We start from the raw sequence: 15,256 nt of genomic DNA on the forward strand, positions 1-15,256 counted from the left end.
CGGCTTCACGCCTGGCGGCGGCCGGGCCCCCCGCGGGCGCGGGGGGGCCCCCGGGCCCCCCCCGCGCCGAGCTTCGTGTTGACGAGTTCGAGCAGGCCGAGCGCGACCGCGACGAGCCCGAGGGTCGCCCACGCCGCGAGCGCACCGCTCAGAAGGCAGGCGAGAACCGGCAGCAGGACGCCGGGGACGACGAGCGCGATGACGCCGTCGACCGGGCGTCCGAGGCGCACTCCGATGACGGCGTTGACTACGAAGAGCACGGCCACGCCACACGCCAGCAGCACGCGCGCGCCCGGCGGGAGCGCAGCATCCGGATGCCGCACGGCGATGCCGATGGACGCCGCGACGAGCGTGAGGCCCGCCACGAGAAAGAACGGCAGGTACATGATCACGTCGCGCATTGCCCCGAAGGAGCGTGCGCGCTGGGCGACGCTGAGCCCCGCCTCGGTGGTCGGCAGGCCCCAGCGGAAAAAGGTTCGCGCGAGCAGGGCGCAGACCAGGAAGCCGCAGAGTGCGGCCGCTCCTCCGCCGATACTCGGATGCTCGGTGAGACCGGTGATCGCGAGGTACACCGCCTCCCCGATCACGATCACAATGAACAGGCCGACGCGCTCGAGCGCGTGAGGCACGGATGCCCGCTCGTAGATCTCGTAGGCGAAGCGGCTGCGCACGGCGAGCAGCAGCACCTCGGCCGCGACGGCGAGCGTCCAGACGAGATACTGCCAGGGCGGCGGGATGCCGAGCGAGACCAGCCAGATCACCGCCGTTCCGAGGTTGTAGGCGAAAGGCCTCCACAGCGGCGCGGACGATGCGCCTCTCGCGCGCGACACAAGCCACATCGCCAGCAGCACGAGACGAATCCAGATGGCCCCGGCCGCATAAAGCCAGGCCTGCTCCGCGATGCCGCCGGCGATCGCGATCGCCATGGCGGCGGGCCCGGGCATCGCCGCGATCACGAGCGCCCCGATCGACGCGAAGCGCGCACCGAAGAGGTTGTTCGTGACCATGAGATTCACCCAGGCCCACCACAGCGGAAAGAGCAGGAGCAGGAAGCCGAGCACGGCGCCGGGGCTCGTGTCGCGCTCGAGGATCTCCGCGGAGATCGCGATGACCACGACGAAGACGAGGTCGAAGAACAACTCGTACCAGTCGGCCGTGCGTCGGGTCGGCTCCGATGTCGGCACCGTCTCGGACGCGGCGGACTCGGTCGTCATCCGACCATCATCCACCCGCGGGACTCACTCGGCGAGGATCGCCTCGATCTGGCCCATCGCGAGCTTCATACCCTCTTCCATACCCATCTGCAGCATCTGCTCGAGCTGTTCGAGGCTCGCGAAGGTGTTGAGCAGCGTCATCCGCGTCTGCTCCCCCTGCGGCTCGAGTGTGACCGTGATGTGCGCTGCGCCCAGCTCCCCTGTGGGGTTGCCCTCGTCATCCGCGAATCCGTCGTCGAGGCCGAGATGGTGCGGCGAGTCGACGTCGGTGATCTTCCACCAGCCGTGACCCTTCTCGCCGTCAGGACCGGTCATGTAGTAGTGCGACATCGCACCGGGCTCGAGTGCGTGTGTGACGAAGGTCGCAGGCCACTCCGGTGGACCCCACCAGCGTTCGAGCTGCCGCGGATCCTCCCAGATCTGCCAGACCCGGGGCACTCCCGCATCGAAGGTGGCGCGCATGGTCATGGTGAGTGCGTCGAGATCCTTCTCGCTCGTGATTGTCGTCATCGTCTTTCCTTTCATCAGGGTGGTGCCCATCAGTGCATATTTTCAGTGCGTATTTTCAGTGCGTATTTTCAGTGTCCGTGTTTCAGCCTTCGCTGAGGATGTCGGCGATGCGGCCGACGCGGTCCCGCCAGAGCCGCTCGTACCGGTCGAGCAGTTCGCTGGCCCGCCGGATGGTGTCGAGATTTCCGCGCACGATCTGCTGTCGTCCGCGTCGTTCCTTGGTCACGAGCGCTGCTCTCTCGAGCACCGCGACGTGCTTCTGCACCGCCGCGAAGCTCATTGCGTAGGCCTGCGCGAGTGCCGTGACCGACTGCTCGCGCATGATCGCCCGTGTGACGATGTCACGGCGGGTGCTGTCTGCGAGGGCGTGGAAGATCCGATCGACCTCGGCATCGCTCAACCGTTCTACAACCATTTGGTTGTATATTACGAGCATCATCCCGCTCCCACAACCCCTCCCCTTGCATTTCGTGAGATGCCAGTTGTGGGGGCCATTCCGCGCGGATGACCCCCACAACTGGAATCTCACGAAGGAGACTCGAGGTCTGGCCAGAAATGTTAGGACAGCCTAAGCTAAGGCGTATGAGCGTTGACCTGTCTGACACTGCCACGGCCCCGCTGCTGGGCGAGGGTGTGCCGCTGGCCCGGATGCCCGCCCACTGGATGCTCGCCCGCCTCGGCAAGAAGGTCATGCGCCCTGGGGGCCTGACGCCGTCGCTGCACATGCTCGACGCCCTCAAGATCGGACAGGACGACGACGTGGTGGACCTGTGGCCGGGGCTCGGCGTGACCACGGAGCGCACGCTCGCCGCACATCCGCGGTCCTACACCGCGATCGAGCGAGGCGCGGCAGAAGCTGGGCGCGTACAGAAAGTACTGACGAGGCCGGGTTTGACGAGCACCGAGCACAGGAGCATCGTCGCGCCCGTGCACCAGACGGGTCTCGACAGCGGCTCGGCGAGCGTCGTCTACGGCGAGGCGCTGCTCACCCTCGAGCCGGCCAAGCGCAAGATCGCCACGGTCGCCGAGGCCGCGCGCCTGCTGCGCCCGGGCGGCAGGTACGGCATCCACGAACTGCTGCTCACCCCGAACTCCCTCTCCGAATCGGCCAAGGACGAGATCGAGACGACGCTCACCACGGTGTTGCACGTTCTCGCCCGTCCGCTCACGACAGACGAGTGGCGGCGGCAGCTGGAGGACGGCGGATTCGAGGTCGAGTACGAGGAGACCGGGCCGATGCTGCTGCTCGACATCCCGACCTTCCTCTCCGACGAGGGCCTCTGGGGCTCGACCGCGTTCACCGCGCGCTGCCTCGCGCATCCGTCGGTGCTCCCGCGAATCGCAGACATGTGGACGACGTTCCGCCGCTACCGCGACAACATCGGGGCTGTCGTCATGACCGCTCGGCTGCCGTAGGCATCGTGGCGCTGGATCCGGTCGACCTCATCCGCACTTCCCCGCTCGGCACCCGGATGACCGTGCGCCGTCGCATCGAGGGCGGCCACACGGATGCCGTCGGCTACCTTCGCGAGCGCAGTGACATCGAGTGCGTGGTCGAGACCCGTCGCGGCCTCGTGACGATCCCGCTCGCCGACGTCACCGCGACCAGGGCGGTCCCGCCCCCACCGCCGCGGCGCGCACCTCGCTTTCCCCCGCTCGGGTGATTGCTCGGCTGATTACGTTCGCTGGTGAGAGGCGACCATGATCGCGAGTCCGTCGAGCACCATCGCAAGGCGGCGTTCGAACACGACGTCCTGGTCGGGAGACTCCTCGGTTTCGGTGACGAAGCGTCTCAGATAGGGCCGCGCTCCGCCCTCAAGCAGCTGTCGCAGAAAGGGCGCCATGTGAGCCTGCCACGCTGCGATGTCCATGCCGGTACGTCTGTGTACTTCCGCCTCCGCGAGCTCCTCCTCGACGAAACCGTGGGTAAATTGCAGGGCAGTGGCGACCACGTCCCACATCTGGTCCATATCCAACCCGATCCCGTCGACAGCAGCCAGCGCGTACTCGAGCATTCGATTCGCATTTGGACCAAGGGTTGGTCGCTGGCTGAGCTTGCTGATCCAGGGGTGACGATGCCAGAGCCGACGGTTGTCTCGGGCCAGTCGCGCCACTGCCACGCGCCAATCCTCGGCACCAGTGCGGCTGAGCTCCAGCTCACCGAGAGCCGCGTCATACATGAGTTCGGTGAGGTCGTCCTTGCTCCCGACGTGGCGATAGAGAGACATCGCACTGTGCTCAAGCATGGTTGCAATCTTGCGCATCGAGACCGCTTCGAGCCCGCCCTCGTCAGCGAGCTCGATCGCGGCGTCCGTGATCCGCTCATAGCTCAGCGTTCGCGCCGGACCACGACCCTGCTTCGAAAGCCTGGCCCAGATCACTGGGCGTAGTTCTTCTGACATGGCCGCCGTTTCTGTGAGATTGCACCCAGCGTACCTGTCGTGTACGCTGTCCACCACCGTGAAGTGTACGCCGTACATCACTGGGGTACTTGGCCCGGGAAAAGGAACCAGACATGACACCACCCCTCGTCGCGATTGTCGGAGCCGGACTCAGCGGCCTCGTCTGTGCGCGCGTCCTGCAACGGCACGGCGTCGCTGTGACCGTGTACGAACGCGACGCCACGCTCGACGCCCGCATGCAGGGAGGTTCACTCGATATCCATAGCGATACCGGCCAGATCGCTCTTCGTGAGGCCGGACTGTACGACGATTTCGCGCGTCATACCCACCCCGGAGGCGAAGCCATGCGCGTTCTCGATAAGCGCGCCCGCGTCTTCATCGACCATGACGACGATGCCAGCGGACGCCCGGAAATCGACCGCACCGTCCTGCGCCGCCTTCTCGTCGACTCTCTCGAACCCGGAAGCATTGTCTGGAACACCAAGGTATTGGCCGTGCACCCTTCCAGCCCGGGACACGAGCTGAGCTTCGCCGACGGCACCAGCGCACGGGCAGACATCGTCATCGGAGCCGATGGAGCGTGGTCGAGGGTTCGGCCGTTCCTGACGCCGACGAGGCCCGCGTATACGGGCATCACAGTCATGGAGGTTCGGATTGACCAGGCAAATAACAGACACGCGAAGGCGCTGGCCCTCATCGGGCAGGGAAGTCTCTTTGCACTCTCTGACAACAAGTCCATCGGCGGCCATGGCGGTGATGAGATCACGCTCGGTATTGGTCTGCGCGTCGCAGAAGACTGGGTCGTCTCATGCGGTGTCGATTGGACGGATTCGGCCGCAGTGCGCGCGATGCTCCTGCGCGAATTCTGGGACTGGAGCGGCGCGCTCACCGATCTCATCCGCGACAGCGATGACGGAATATCTCCCCGACCGATCTACGCGCTGCCGACCGGCCACAGGTGGGAGCACACCGCCGGTGTGACTCTCATCGGCGACGCCGCGCACCTCATGTCACCGTTCGCCGGCGAGGGTGCAAACCTTGCACTGATAGACGGGGCGGATCTCGCCAGGTCGATCGTCACGAACGACGACCTCACGGAGGCCATCGCGCGCTACGAGGAGAGGATGTTCCGGCGCTCGGCGAAATCGGCCAGCGCATCCGCGCGTGGACTCACCATGATGTTCGCGCCCGACTCGCCGCGGAAAATGGTGAGCTTCTTCCACCGCATGCACGTCGTCAAGACGCTGGTCTCACCGTTCCGACGCGTCACGGCGTGAGCGGAAGCCGGCCCACCAGCCTGTCGATGCGGCACTCAGTCGAGGTGAAAGACTTCGGGAATCGCCTTCCACCACTCCCCCGGCGCACGCCCCTCAAGTGGCCGCTGGAGGGGTTCGCACAGGGCCCACCACCGCTTGGTCGCCTCATCCGCCGCGATGGCCGCGTTGTCCGCGTCCAGATCGTCACCGACGTACTCGAGGTAGGAGAACAGCAGCCCGTCCGCCCGAAAGATCGAGTAGTTCGTCATATGGCTGAGTCGCAGCCGTTCGAGCACTTCCGGCCACACGCTCGCATGAAGCCGTTCGTACTCCTCGACGTTTTCGTCGGGAAGCCCGATCACCGAGGCGAGGCGAATCACTGCGGCGCCTAGCTCCGTGTCGCCGGGCGGACGCGAAGATTGTGCACGCCGCCGTCGACCTCGAGTGCCGTGCCCGTGGTCGAGGCCGAAAGCGGACTCGCCAGGTACGCGATGGCACCGGCGACCTCCTCTGGAGTGACCATCCTGCCGGTCGCCTGTCGGGCATCCAGGGCGGCGCGCTCCGCGACGGGATCGTCGAACTTCGCCAGCATGCGGTCCACGAAAGGCGTGGACACGGTGCCGGGGCTCACGCAGTTGACCCGGACCCCTTCGGCAACGTGGTCGGTCGCCATCGACAACGTCAGCGCGAGGACGGCCCCTTTCGATGCACCGTAGAGCGCGCGCTGGGGCAGTCCGTTGAGTGCCGCGATCGAGCACACGTTGACGACCGACGCGCAGGACGACTTCCGCAGCCACGGAAGCGCGGCAGCCGTGACCCTGGCCATGCCGACGACATTGACGTCGAGCACGTGAGCCCACTCCGCATCATCGTTCTCCTCGACCGTGCCGATCGCGCTGATTCCCGCGTTGTTGATCACGATGTCGATGCCACCAAAGCGCTCTGCGACGGCCGCGACGGCCGCGTTCACGGATGCCCGGTCCGAGACGTCCGCCACAAATCCGGTGAGCGGGTCCGGCAGCCCCTCGACTCGAAGGTCGAGCACTGCAACTCTCGCTCCGGCAGCGGACAGGGTCTGGGCCGTGGCCAGCCCGATCCCCGACGAACCACCGGTCACGATCGCGACCGTTCCTGCGAAGACTCCCGTGTCGCTCATGCCTGCTTCAGCTCCTGACTTCCCGATCCAAGCCCCTCGATCTCGAGCCTGACGACATCACCGGCCCGCAGATAGGGTTTCGGGTCCGGCTGTCCGAGCGCGACACCAGCGGGCGTTCCCGTACTGACGATATCGCCCGCACGCAACACCATGAACTGGCTCAGGTACCAGACCAGGTGGTTCACGTCGAAGATCATGGTCGAGGTCGACCCGTCCTGGCGAAGGATGTCGTTGACCCACAGCCTCATCCGCAGGGACTGCACGTCACCCAGCTCATCCGCGGTCGCGAGGTATGGACCAATCGGGTTGAAGGTCTCGCAACTCTTGCCCTTGTCCCACTGCCCGCCTCGTTCGAGCTGGAACTCACGCTCCGAGACATCGTGTGAGAGCGCGTAGCCCGCGATGTGAGCGGGGGCATCAGCAGGAGAATCGAGATAGCGGGCAGTCAGGCCGATCACCACGGCGAGCTCCACCTCCCAGTCCGTCTTCACCGAGCGGCGCGGGATGAGCACGTCGTCGTTGATCCCGATCATGGTCGAGGGGTCCTTCATGAAGACCACCGGCTCGGCGGGAATCGCGGCGCCCGTCTCCTCCGCATGGTCGCGGTAGTTCAGGCCGATGCAGATGATCTTCGCCGCCTTCGCCACCGGCGCGCCGATGCGCAGGGCGGCGGCGGCAGGGAGCTCCGGCAGCGAGCCACTCGCGAGGGCAGCACGCACGGCATCGACGCCGCCCTGCTCGAAGAAGGCTCCGTCGATGTCGTCGGTGAGCGTGCGGAGGTCGTAGCTGCGGCCATCCAGCTGCACCACCGGCGCCTCGGATCCCGGTTCACCCAGTCGTGCAAGTCTCATTGTGCGCCTCCATCGATAGTTATGTATTCAGACACGAGCTAACCCTTCACCGCTCCCAGCGTCTGCCCGCGGATCAGGAACCTCTGAGCAACGATGAACACGATCAGCAGAGGGATCGTGGAGATGGCCGTCGCGAGCGCGAGCTCAGGCATGTACAGCTTCACCGAGAGCCCCGCGGCCGTGGTCGGGTTGAACAGCGGGCTGGAACTGATCAGGCTCTGGATGCCGACCGAGATCGTCTGCGTGCCGAAGCTCGAGGTCAGCAGGGCGAGCGGCAGGAAGAAGTTGGTCCAGTTCGCGACGAACGAGAAGAACGCCACCAGGGCCACGGCCTGCTTGGAGATGGGCAGCGCGATCTGGACGAAGATCGCGATCTCGCCCAGCCCATCCACGCGGGCCGCCTCGACGAGCTCGTAGGGCATGGCGGTTCGGAAATGGATATAGGAGAGGTAGACGCCAAACGGGAAGAATCCCATGATCACCGCGACCGGCCACAGCTGCCCGACGGCACCGACCGCGTTCACCTCGAGGAACAGCGGAATCACGAGCACGGTGTTCGGCATGACCATCGCCAGCAGCGTGATGATCAGAACGAGCCGCTTGCCCCGGAAACGCAGGCGCGCCAGCGCGTAGCCGGACGGCACGGCCGCGAGGAGTGCAAGGATTCCCCCGCAGATCGCCACGAACAGGGTGTTGCCGATCCAGGTCGCATAGACGTGCGGCGTATCTGCCCCGCCGTAGGAGATGATCTGGTCCCAACTGTGCTGGATGCCCGCCCAGGAGATTCCTCCCAGGCCGAGAAAACCCCCGGTGCCATCGGCAACACTGGCGTCGCTGCGGAGAGCGACCACGAAGAACCCGACCAGCGGATACAGGAACGCGAGCGCAATGAACGACATGAAGGCCACTCGGGCAATGCGCCCCGCATCCCACCGCCGCACGGCGCCGGTGCGCTGCGAGAGCCCGCGCCCACGGGTAGCAACCTCCGACATCAGTTGTCCTCCATGCTGAACAGGCCGCTTCGAAACACGACAACGAGTCCAATGCCGAGTGTGATGATGACGATGATGATGCTCATGGCCGCGGCCGCCGGGAAGTTGTTGCCCACGAACGCGAACCAATAGCCGAGTTGGGTGGGCGCAAACTCCGAACGCAGCGCTCCTGAAGCAACCTGGTTCAGCAGGTATGGCTCGAGGAAGAGCTGGAATCCGTAGGCGAGGTTGAGGAGGGCGGCGTATCCGATCCACTGCTTGATCATCGGGATCTTCACCCGCCAGGCCAGCTGCCAGGCGTTCGCGCCGTCGAGGCTCGCCGCCTCGAGAATCTCGTCGTCGATGCTGTTGAGTCCGCCATTGACCGTCACGATCCACTGGCCGAGACCCTGCAGAAGGAGCATCGCCGCGAGGATGACGAAGAGGTTGGCGTCCGGCGCGATCACCTGCTTGATCGTCGTGTATCCCATCCCGTTGAGGATGCCGGAAAGGGGAGACTGGGAGGGATTGAGCAGGTACACCCAGAGCATGAGGTTGGCGACACCGCCGAGGGCACCCGGGATGTAGTAGATGAAGCGCATGATGCTGCCGAAGCGCCCGGGGCTCGCGTGCACGAGCAGCGCAAGGCCGACGATCGCGATGATCATGATGGGCATCCAGATGATCAGCACCGAGAAGATGTCGCCGAAGGATCGGGCGAACCTGAAGTCCGTGATGGCAGTGACGTAGGCCTGGAAACCACCGAACCCCGTCTTGCCCGGTTCGAGAAGCGTGGGGCTCTGCTGGAAGCTGATGTAGAGGGCGTAGGCGATCGGAATGACGCCTCCGACCAGCAGCAGCACCAGGTATGGCCCGAGGAGCACCCAGGCGCCCCGAGCCTCTTTGTGGCGAGTCGACTTCGACAGCATACGTGCCGCCGGTGAGGCGGTTCTCTGCTTCACGCGAACCGCGGTGGTGGAAGATGTCATGAACTGGTTCCTAATGGGGAGCGGATGCCACCGGCCGGGTCAGAGAGACGACGAAGACGGTGCGGAGGCGGTGCAGGGCCGGCTCAGGTTCTGAGCCGGCCCGCACTCCAGGAGATTTCTCTTGGACCTGACTATTTCGAAGTGACCACAGTGTAGCCAGCGGCTTTTGCCTTGGCGTTGAGGTCGGTGTCGAAGTTGGACCACGCCGTGGCGAAGTCCTTGCCCGACGCGAGGTCCTTGGCGATGGTCGAGGTCCATTCCCCACCGGTGTCATACAGCAGGTAGGCGTAATCGGTCGGCACGGTCGCGATGGCCGGGACGAACGTCGCGAGGGTCGCCGCGGTGTCGTAGTAGAAGTCATCCGACGCCTGCTTCTTGAGCCAGGGCTCCTGCTGGGCGGTGAACGCCGGCAGGCCGGTGCTCAGGTCGACCTGCCAGGCCGAGTCGCTTGAGACGAACTTCATGAAGATCTTGGCGTTCGCGAGCTCCTTGCCCGTGATGTGGGACGACATGCCCCACAGCCCGCCACCTTCGTCACCCATCTGCGCCTTGTCGGATCCGGGCCAGGACAGCCCGGAAGCGGCCTGCATGCTGCCCTTCGGCAGCTTCCAGGTCTGCTCGAACAGATAGTTGCCCCACCACGCGGCACCGGGGCTCATGACGAGCTTCTGGCCGACCTTGGTCGCGTCCGCATCGAAGATGCCATCGGTCGACACTGCCTTGGCGCCGACAAGAGTGGAGAGCATGCTCTCGGCCCTCTTGCAGTTGGGGTCCTGCAGGTTGATGTGAACCGTGGTCGCGTTCACCTGGTCGTTCGTCGGGCAGTCGGATGCCCAGAGGTAGCGGTTGGGCGCGTAGGCGTCGCCGGTGAACCCACTGATGTACCCGGGGTGATCCTGAGCGATCTTGACCGCGAGCGATTCGTACTCAGCCCACGTGGTCGGCACGGTGTAACCCCACTGCTTGAACAGCACGGCGTTGTACCAGAACACGTCTGGCGCTGCGTCGTTGCGCAGGCACTGGTACTTGCCGTCGATGAGGCACTGCGCAAGGACGGGCTTGGTGTAGCCCGCGACGAGGTCGGGGGTCTCCTTGCTCATGTCTGCCGTGTAGCCGGTCTTGGCCGCCCAGGCGATGTCATCGTTCGAGGGGAAGAAGATGGCGTCCGGCCATCCCTTCTTCGCTGCGTCGAACTGCGCGAAATGCTGCTGGGTCGTCGTCGCACCAACGGTGCTGTCGATCTGGACGATGTTGATCTTGATGTCAGGGTGGGCCTTCTTGAAGGCATCTGCCGCGGGCACGCGGGGGGCGTCTACCCAGACGGTGATCGCCCCGCCGGAATCCGTCTGCGCGACACCGGAGGCTTTCGCCCCTCCTCCGCCCGCCGAACAGCCGGACATCGCGATTCCGACCATGGCAATGGCTGCCATTGCCGTCGTCACCGACAATAACTTTCTCGTCTTCATTGACACTCCTTGATTGGTTTCGGCGCAAGGAACACGCCATTGGGGATCTGCACACAGTACTATAGATCAGATGAATTCATCACAAAACCCCGTATTTGACCCGGATTCGTAATATTAGCCGCCTAAAAGCGGCAAGTGATTAGATTATTCGCTCGCTGCGGCGATTGCGCGCGTGATGCGGGATGGCGCAATGCCATAGAAATCGACCGCGGATTCTGACCAGATCCGCCGCTGGTCGGCGGCGGGCAGTTCGCTCACGAGCTCGTGCAGGCCGTCCCAGACCCGGTCGTACCCACCCGCCCGAATCGAAATCGGCCAGTCACCGCCGTACATGAGTCTCGACGCTCCGAAGACCTCGATCGCGCGGTGGAGGAAGGGACGCACGGAGTCCGTCGTCCACGATCCGAGGTTGCCCGTCGCGGAGTACAGGCCGCTCACCTTCGCGTAGACCGTCGGGCTTGACGCGGCGTCTCGGATGAGCGACCACCACGGCTCCGGAACGTCCAGCCCGATCGGCGGCTTGGACAGGTGGTCGATGACGATCCTGAGCTCCGGATGCCGCTCGACCAGTCGAGGAACAAGCGCGAGGTGCTCCGGCAGTTCCGATACCAGGTCGAAGGTGAGCCCGGCATCCGCCAGCAGGCCAAGGCTCTCGTCGACCTCCGGCCGGAGCAGCCACTGCGGATCCGGCATCGTATGTATGAGGTTCCTCACCCCGACAACCAGGTCGCTGCCGCGCAGTGTGCCGATTCGCCCGGCAACCTCGGCCGGGCGATCGAGCGGAACGTAGGCGACCACCGCAACCACGACAGAGTGCGCGGCGGCGACCTCCAGCATGAGCTCGGTGTCTTCGTAGGTGTCCGCTGACTGCACCATCACGGTGCCGTCGACGCCTGCGCGACGCAGCGACGGCAGCAGCTCATCGATCTCGATCGTGCGGTCGAGGGGCGCGAGTTCCGAATCGAGCCAGTCGTAACGCGAGCGCGAGAGGTCCCACACGTGCTGGTGAGCATCAATTACTGTGTTCATTGCGTATTCCGTAACTTGCATGGGGGGGACTCGTCAATGAGTCGGGCCGATTTCATCGGATGTATTGCCCATTCCTGTCGCAGGTTAGTACAGATAAGGCACCCCGGCTGATATTTGTCTGATCTATTAAGCCCGCGCGGCGGCCTATTTCGCACCCGCTGGCCTAGAATTGCCGCATGACCTCGACGTTGCCGCAGGACGCCGCTGCCTCGCAGCCCCCGGTCGGCCAATCCCAGACCGACGTCGTGCTCCAGGGCATCAAACACATGATCACGACGGGCGCGCTCGGCCCAGGGTCCCGGCTGCCGATCGAAAAAGACCTTGCGGTCTCCCTCGGAGTCTCCCGCGGTTCGCTGCGCGAGGGTGTCCGTGCCCTCTGCATCATGGGCGTTCTGGAGACCAGGCAGGGCGATGGCACCTACGTGACCTCCCTCGACTCGAGCCTGCTGCTCGCGCCGATGGGGTTCATGGTCGACCTGCAGACCGCCGAGCACCGCCACGACCTGCACTCGGTGCGACGCGTGCTCGAGACTGAGGCCGCGGCGCGCGCGGCCCTGTACATCACGGATGACCAGCTCGCCGAGGCCAGGGACGTGCTGCACGAGATCGGGCCGTTCGTGCTTGCGGGCAACGAGGATGACCACGGCCGCATCCTCGACGCCGACATCGCGTTCCACCACATCATCGCCCAGGGCGCGAACAACTCCCCGCTTGCGGCGCTCATCGACGCGCTCGGCAACAGGACGTCGCGCGCGCGCCTGTGGCTCGGGCTTCACAATCACCGGCAGGTGACCAACGCGCACTCCGAGCACCTCGCGATTCTCGCCGCTCTCGAAGCGCACCAGCCCGACCGCGCGCGACTGCTGATGGATCACCACCTGCTCGTCGTCGAAGACTCCCTTCAGGACGACTCCGACGACGACATCGCCTAGGCCCTGGACGCCCAGTAGGTGCCGCCGGGGAATGTGTACTCCTCCACCGAGGCGGCGACCATCTGGGCGCTGTACCCCGGCTGGTTGGGCAGCACGTACGCGCCGTTCTTCACGATGCACGGGTCCACGAAGTGCTCGTGCAGGTGGTCCACGTACTCGGTGACGCGGTTCTCGAGCGTGCCGGAGACGGCGATGTAGTCGAAGATCGACAGGTGCTGCACGAGCTCGCAGAGCCCGACGCCGCCGGCGTGCGGGCATACGGGCACCCCGAACTTCTTCGCCATGAGGTACACCGCGAGGATCTCGTTGATGCTCGCCAGCCGCGCAGAGTCCAACTGGCAGAAGTCGATCGCCTCGGCCTGGAAGAACTGCTTGAACAGCACGCGGTTCATTCCGTGCTCGCCCGTGGCGACGGCGATGGGCGAGATCGCCGTGCGGATCGCGGCGTGGCCGAGCACGTCATCCGGGCTCGTCGGCTCCTCGACCCAGTGCGGCTTGAACCGTGCGAGGTCGCCGATCCAGTCGATCGCCTGGGGGACATCCCACACCTGGTTCGCGTCGATCATCAGCTTGGCGTCCCAGCCGATCACCTCACGGGCTATCCCCAGGCGGCGGATGTCCTCCTCGCGGTTCGCTCCCACCTTGAGCTTGACGTGGTGGTAGCCCTCGTCCACGGCCTCCTGCAGGAGGCGACGCAGTTTCTCATCGCTGTAGCCGAGCCAGCCCGCACTCGTCGTGTAGCAGGGGTAACCCGACTCCGTGAGCGCGGCTTCGCGCTCGCTTCGCGACGACACCTGCGTGGTCAGCAGGGCAATCGCCTCATCGCGCGTGATCGCGTCGGAGAGGTACTGCAGGTCGGCGACATCCACGAGCTGCTCTGGCGTCATGTCGCTCAGCAGCTTCCACAGCGGCTTGCCCGCGACCCTGGCGGCCAGGTCCCACATCGCGTTCATGACCGCGGCCATCCCGAGGTGCTCGACGCCCTTCTCCGGCCCGAGCCACCGCAGTTGGGAGTCCGTCTTGAGCGAGCGGTAGACCGCACCCAGGTCCGCGACGGACTCCTCGACCGAGAGTCCCACGAGGGGTAACCCGCGCTGGCGAGCTGCCTCGACGCAGAGATCGTTGCCGCGGCCGATCGTGAAGGTGAACCCGTAGCCCTTGACCGCCTCATCATCCGTGTGGATGACCACGTAGGCCGCAGAATAGTCGCCATCTTTGTTCATGGCGTCTGATCCGTCGGCAGTCAACGAGGTGGGAAACCGCACGTCGTGTGCGGTCACCGCAGTAATTGTTGGCATGAGCGTCCTATCAGGCTGAAGGAGTCGGTAGTGGGCGGATGTGGGTCGTCACGTGGTTTCGGGAATGAGCCGTGCCTGCGCGAGGTCGACCCACAGCTCCGGCGGGATCTGTGCGCGGTACCGCTGCACATTGCTGTCGACCTGTGCGGCGTTTCTCGAGCCCACGACAACGGAGACCACCGCGGGGTGCATCAGTGGATACGCGATGGCTGCCGCGGGGAGAGAGACTCCGTGACGCTCGCACACGGATGCGATGAGGTTGGCACGGTCGACCAGGGCCTTTGGCGCATCCTCGTACTCGTATTTGGCATCGGGCGAGACGCGGGGAGAACTGAGCAGGCCGGAGTTGTAGACGCCGGCCACGACGACTCTGACGTTCTTCTCCACCGCGAGGGGAAGGAGGTCACTGAGCGCACCCTGCTCGAGCAGGGTGTAGCGGCCGGCCAGCATGACGAGGTCGATGTCCGCCCGACGGATGAGCGTGGCGAGGGGCGTAGTGTGCTTCATGCCCGCACCGACGGCCTTCACCATCCCCTGCTCGCGCAGCTCGATGAGCGCCCGGATGCCCTCGGTCGCCGCCTGCTCGAGGTGGTCATCCGGATCGTGCAGGTACAGGATGTCGAAGTGGTCGAGGCCGGTGCGGGTGAGCGAGTCCTCCACGGACTGCAGGATGCCGTCGCGACTGAAGTCCCACACGCGCTTCTGCGTCGCCGGCACGGCAAAGCCCTCGTCATCCATCGCGCCCGCGCCGTTGTCGCTCGGCACGAGAAGCCGACCAACCTTGCTCGAGACCACGAACTCGTCGCGCGGGTAGTCGCGCAGGAGTGCGCCGAGCCTGCGCTCCGACAGCCCGAGACCGTAGTGGGGAGCGGTGTCGAAATAGCGGATGCCCGAACGCCACGCAGAATCCACGGCACTCGCCGCTTCCTCGTCGCTGGTCTCGCGGAAGAGATTGCCGAACTGCGCCACTCCCAGGCCGAGCTCGGTCAACTCCAGCCCGTGCCGCGCTGCACGTGTCAACATCTTCTCTCCCTTCGACGTTCTGCAATCATAGGGTAAACATTAGATGTATCAGGGTGAATTGTGTTCTTGCGTCCCGAAACTGCAGTAGATAGCTACCCCGTCAACGCCTAACATTGACGTATGCGGCGGTAGTTGTGTCACCAGTGTGCATTGCTAAGA

17 protein-coding genes are annotated in these 15,256 nt (G+C 65.1%); 4 read left to right on the forward strand and 13 right to left on the reverse strand.

The annotated features are described in order from the left end of the window. Nucleotides 1-5: 5 nt before the first annotated feature. The 3 genes from ABUA28_RS01170 to ABUA28_RS01180 all read right to left on the reverse strand — a co-directional run bounded on the left by ABUA28_RS01170 (nucleotide 6) and on the right by ABUA28_RS01180 (nucleotide 2,139). Nucleotides 6-1,214 (reverse strand): low temperature requirement protein A, encoded by a 1,209-nt coding sequence (locus ABUA28_RS01170; protein ID WP_349901983.1) that lies wholly within the window; start codon nucleotides 1,212-1,214, stop codon nucleotides 6-8. A 24-nt stretch (nucleotides 1,215-1,238) separates the two neighbouring features. After that, the gene (locus tag ABUA28_RS01175) at nucleotides 1,239-1,724 is read right to left on the reverse strand and encodes an SRPBCC family protein (protein ID WP_349901985.1); all 486 of its coding nucleotides are present in this window, start codon (nucleotides 1,722-1,724) and stop codon (nucleotides 1,239-1,241) included. 82 nt (nucleotides 1,725-1,806) lie between these two features. Next, nucleotides 1,807-2,139: an ArsR/SmtB family transcription factor gene (locus ABUA28_RS01180; RefSeq protein WP_349901987.1), complete on the reverse strand. Its 333-nt coding sequence runs from the start codon at nucleotides 2,137-2,139 to the stop codon at nucleotides 1,807-1,809. Nucleotides 2,140-2,306: 167 nt separating this feature from the next. On the opposite strand from ABUA28_RS01180, the gene ABUA28_RS01185 reads away from it, so the two are divergent. After that, nucleotides 2,307-3,140, forward strand: a complete 834-nt coding sequence (locus ABUA28_RS01185) for a class I SAM-dependent methyltransferase (protein WP_349901989.1) — start codon at nucleotides 2,307-2,309, stop codon at nucleotides 3,138-3,140. A gap of 5 nt (nucleotides 3,141-3,145) precedes the next feature. Further along, the gene (locus ABUA28_RS01190) at nucleotides 3,146-3,388 is read left to right on the forward strand and encodes a hypothetical protein (RefSeq protein WP_349901991.1); all 243 of its coding nucleotides are present in this window, start codon (nucleotides 3,146-3,148) and stop codon (nucleotides 3,386-3,388) included. Nucleotides 3,389-3,400: 12 nt separating this feature from the next. On the opposite strand, the gene ABUA28_RS01195 is transcribed toward ABUA28_RS01190, so the two are convergent. After that, entirely contained in the window at nucleotides 3,401-4,126 is a 726-nt protein-coding gene (locus ABUA28_RS01195) for a TetR/AcrR family transcriptional regulator (protein WP_349901993.1), read from the reverse strand. Nucleotides 4,127-4,239: 113 nt separating this feature from the next. Between ABUA28_RS01195 and ABUA28_RS01200 the strand changes: the two genes are divergently transcribed. Then, nucleotides 4,240-5,403: an FAD-dependent oxidoreductase gene (locus ABUA28_RS01200; RefSeq protein ID WP_349901994.1), complete on the forward strand. Its 1,164-nt coding sequence runs from the start codon at nucleotides 4,240-4,242 to the stop codon at nucleotides 5,401-5,403. A 35-nt stretch (nucleotides 5,404-5,438) separates the two neighbouring features. Here ABUA28_RS01200 and ABUA28_RS01205 read toward each other — a convergent pair whose 3' ends face one another. The 7 genes from ABUA28_RS01205 to ABUA28_RS01235 form a co-directional block, all read right to left on the reverse strand. Further along, nucleotides 5,439-5,762 carry an L-rhamnose mutarotase gene (locus ABUA28_RS01205; RefSeq protein ID WP_349901996.1) on the reverse strand — a complete coding sequence of 108 codons (324 nt, stop codon included), beginning with the start codon at nucleotides 5,760-5,762 and terminating at the stop codon, nucleotides 5,439-5,441. An 8-nt stretch (nucleotides 5,763-5,770) separates the two neighbouring features. Beyond that, nucleotides 5,771-6,538, reverse strand: coding sequence for an SDR family NAD(P)-dependent oxidoreductase (locus ABUA28_RS01210; protein WP_349901998.1), 768 nt, complete (start codon nucleotides 6,536-6,538; stop codon nucleotides 5,771-5,773). Continuing rightward, a complete protein-coding gene (locus tag ABUA28_RS01215; RefSeq protein WP_349902000.1) occupies nucleotides 6,535-7,389 on the reverse strand; it encodes a fumarylacetoacetate hydrolase family protein in 855 nt (284 codons plus the stop codon). The genes ABUA28_RS01210 and ABUA28_RS01215 overlap by 4 nt, the downstream gene beginning before the upstream one ends. A gap of 38 nt (nucleotides 7,390-7,427) precedes the next feature. Further along, a complete protein-coding gene (locus ABUA28_RS01220; protein WP_349902002.1) occupies nucleotides 7,428-8,381 on the reverse strand; it encodes a carbohydrate ABC transporter permease in 954 nt (317 codons plus the stop codon). Continuing rightward, a complete protein-coding gene (locus ABUA28_RS01225) occupies nucleotides 8,381-9,349 on the reverse strand; it encodes a carbohydrate ABC transporter permease (protein WP_349902004.1) in 969 nt (322 codons plus the stop codon). The genes ABUA28_RS01220 and ABUA28_RS01225 overlap by 1 nt, the downstream gene beginning before the upstream one ends. A gap of 131 nt (nucleotides 9,350-9,480) precedes the next feature. After that, entirely contained in the window at nucleotides 9,481-10,815 is a 1,335-nt protein-coding gene (locus ABUA28_RS01230; protein WP_349902006.1) for an ABC transporter substrate-binding protein, read from the reverse strand. Between the two features lie 144 nt (nucleotides 10,816-10,959). Next, entirely contained in the window at nucleotides 10,960-11,844 is an 885-nt protein-coding gene (locus ABUA28_RS01235; RefSeq protein ID WP_349902008.1) for an amidohydrolase family protein, read from the reverse strand. 176 nt (nucleotides 11,845-12,020) lie between these two features. Between ABUA28_RS01235 and ABUA28_RS01240 the strand changes: the two genes are divergently transcribed. Further along, a complete protein-coding gene (locus ABUA28_RS01240; RefSeq protein ID WP_349902010.1) occupies nucleotides 12,021-12,776 on the forward strand; it encodes a FadR/GntR family transcriptional regulator in 756 nt (251 codons plus the stop codon). Here ABUA28_RS01240 and ABUA28_RS01245 read toward each other — a convergent pair. After that, nucleotides 12,773-14,074 (reverse strand): enolase C-terminal domain-like protein, encoded by a 1,302-nt coding sequence (locus tag ABUA28_RS01245; protein WP_349902011.1) that lies wholly within the window; start codon nucleotides 14,072-14,074, stop codon nucleotides 12,773-12,775. The genes ABUA28_RS01240 and ABUA28_RS01245 overlap by 4 nt on opposite strands. Nucleotides 14,075-14,122: 48 nt before the next feature. Then, nucleotides 14,123-15,097 carry an aldo/keto reductase gene (locus tag ABUA28_RS01250; protein WP_349902013.1) on the reverse strand — a complete coding sequence of 325 codons (975 nt, stop codon included), beginning with the start codon at nucleotides 15,095-15,097 and terminating at the stop codon, nucleotides 14,123-14,125. Nucleotides 15,098-15,256: the final 159 nt, after the last annotated feature.

It is taken from the genome of Parafrigoribacterium humi, assembly GCF_040227205.1.
Classification (GTDB): domain Bacteria; phylum Actinomycetota; class Actinomycetes; order Actinomycetales; family Microbacteriaceae; genus Parafrigoribacterium_A; species Parafrigoribacterium_A humi.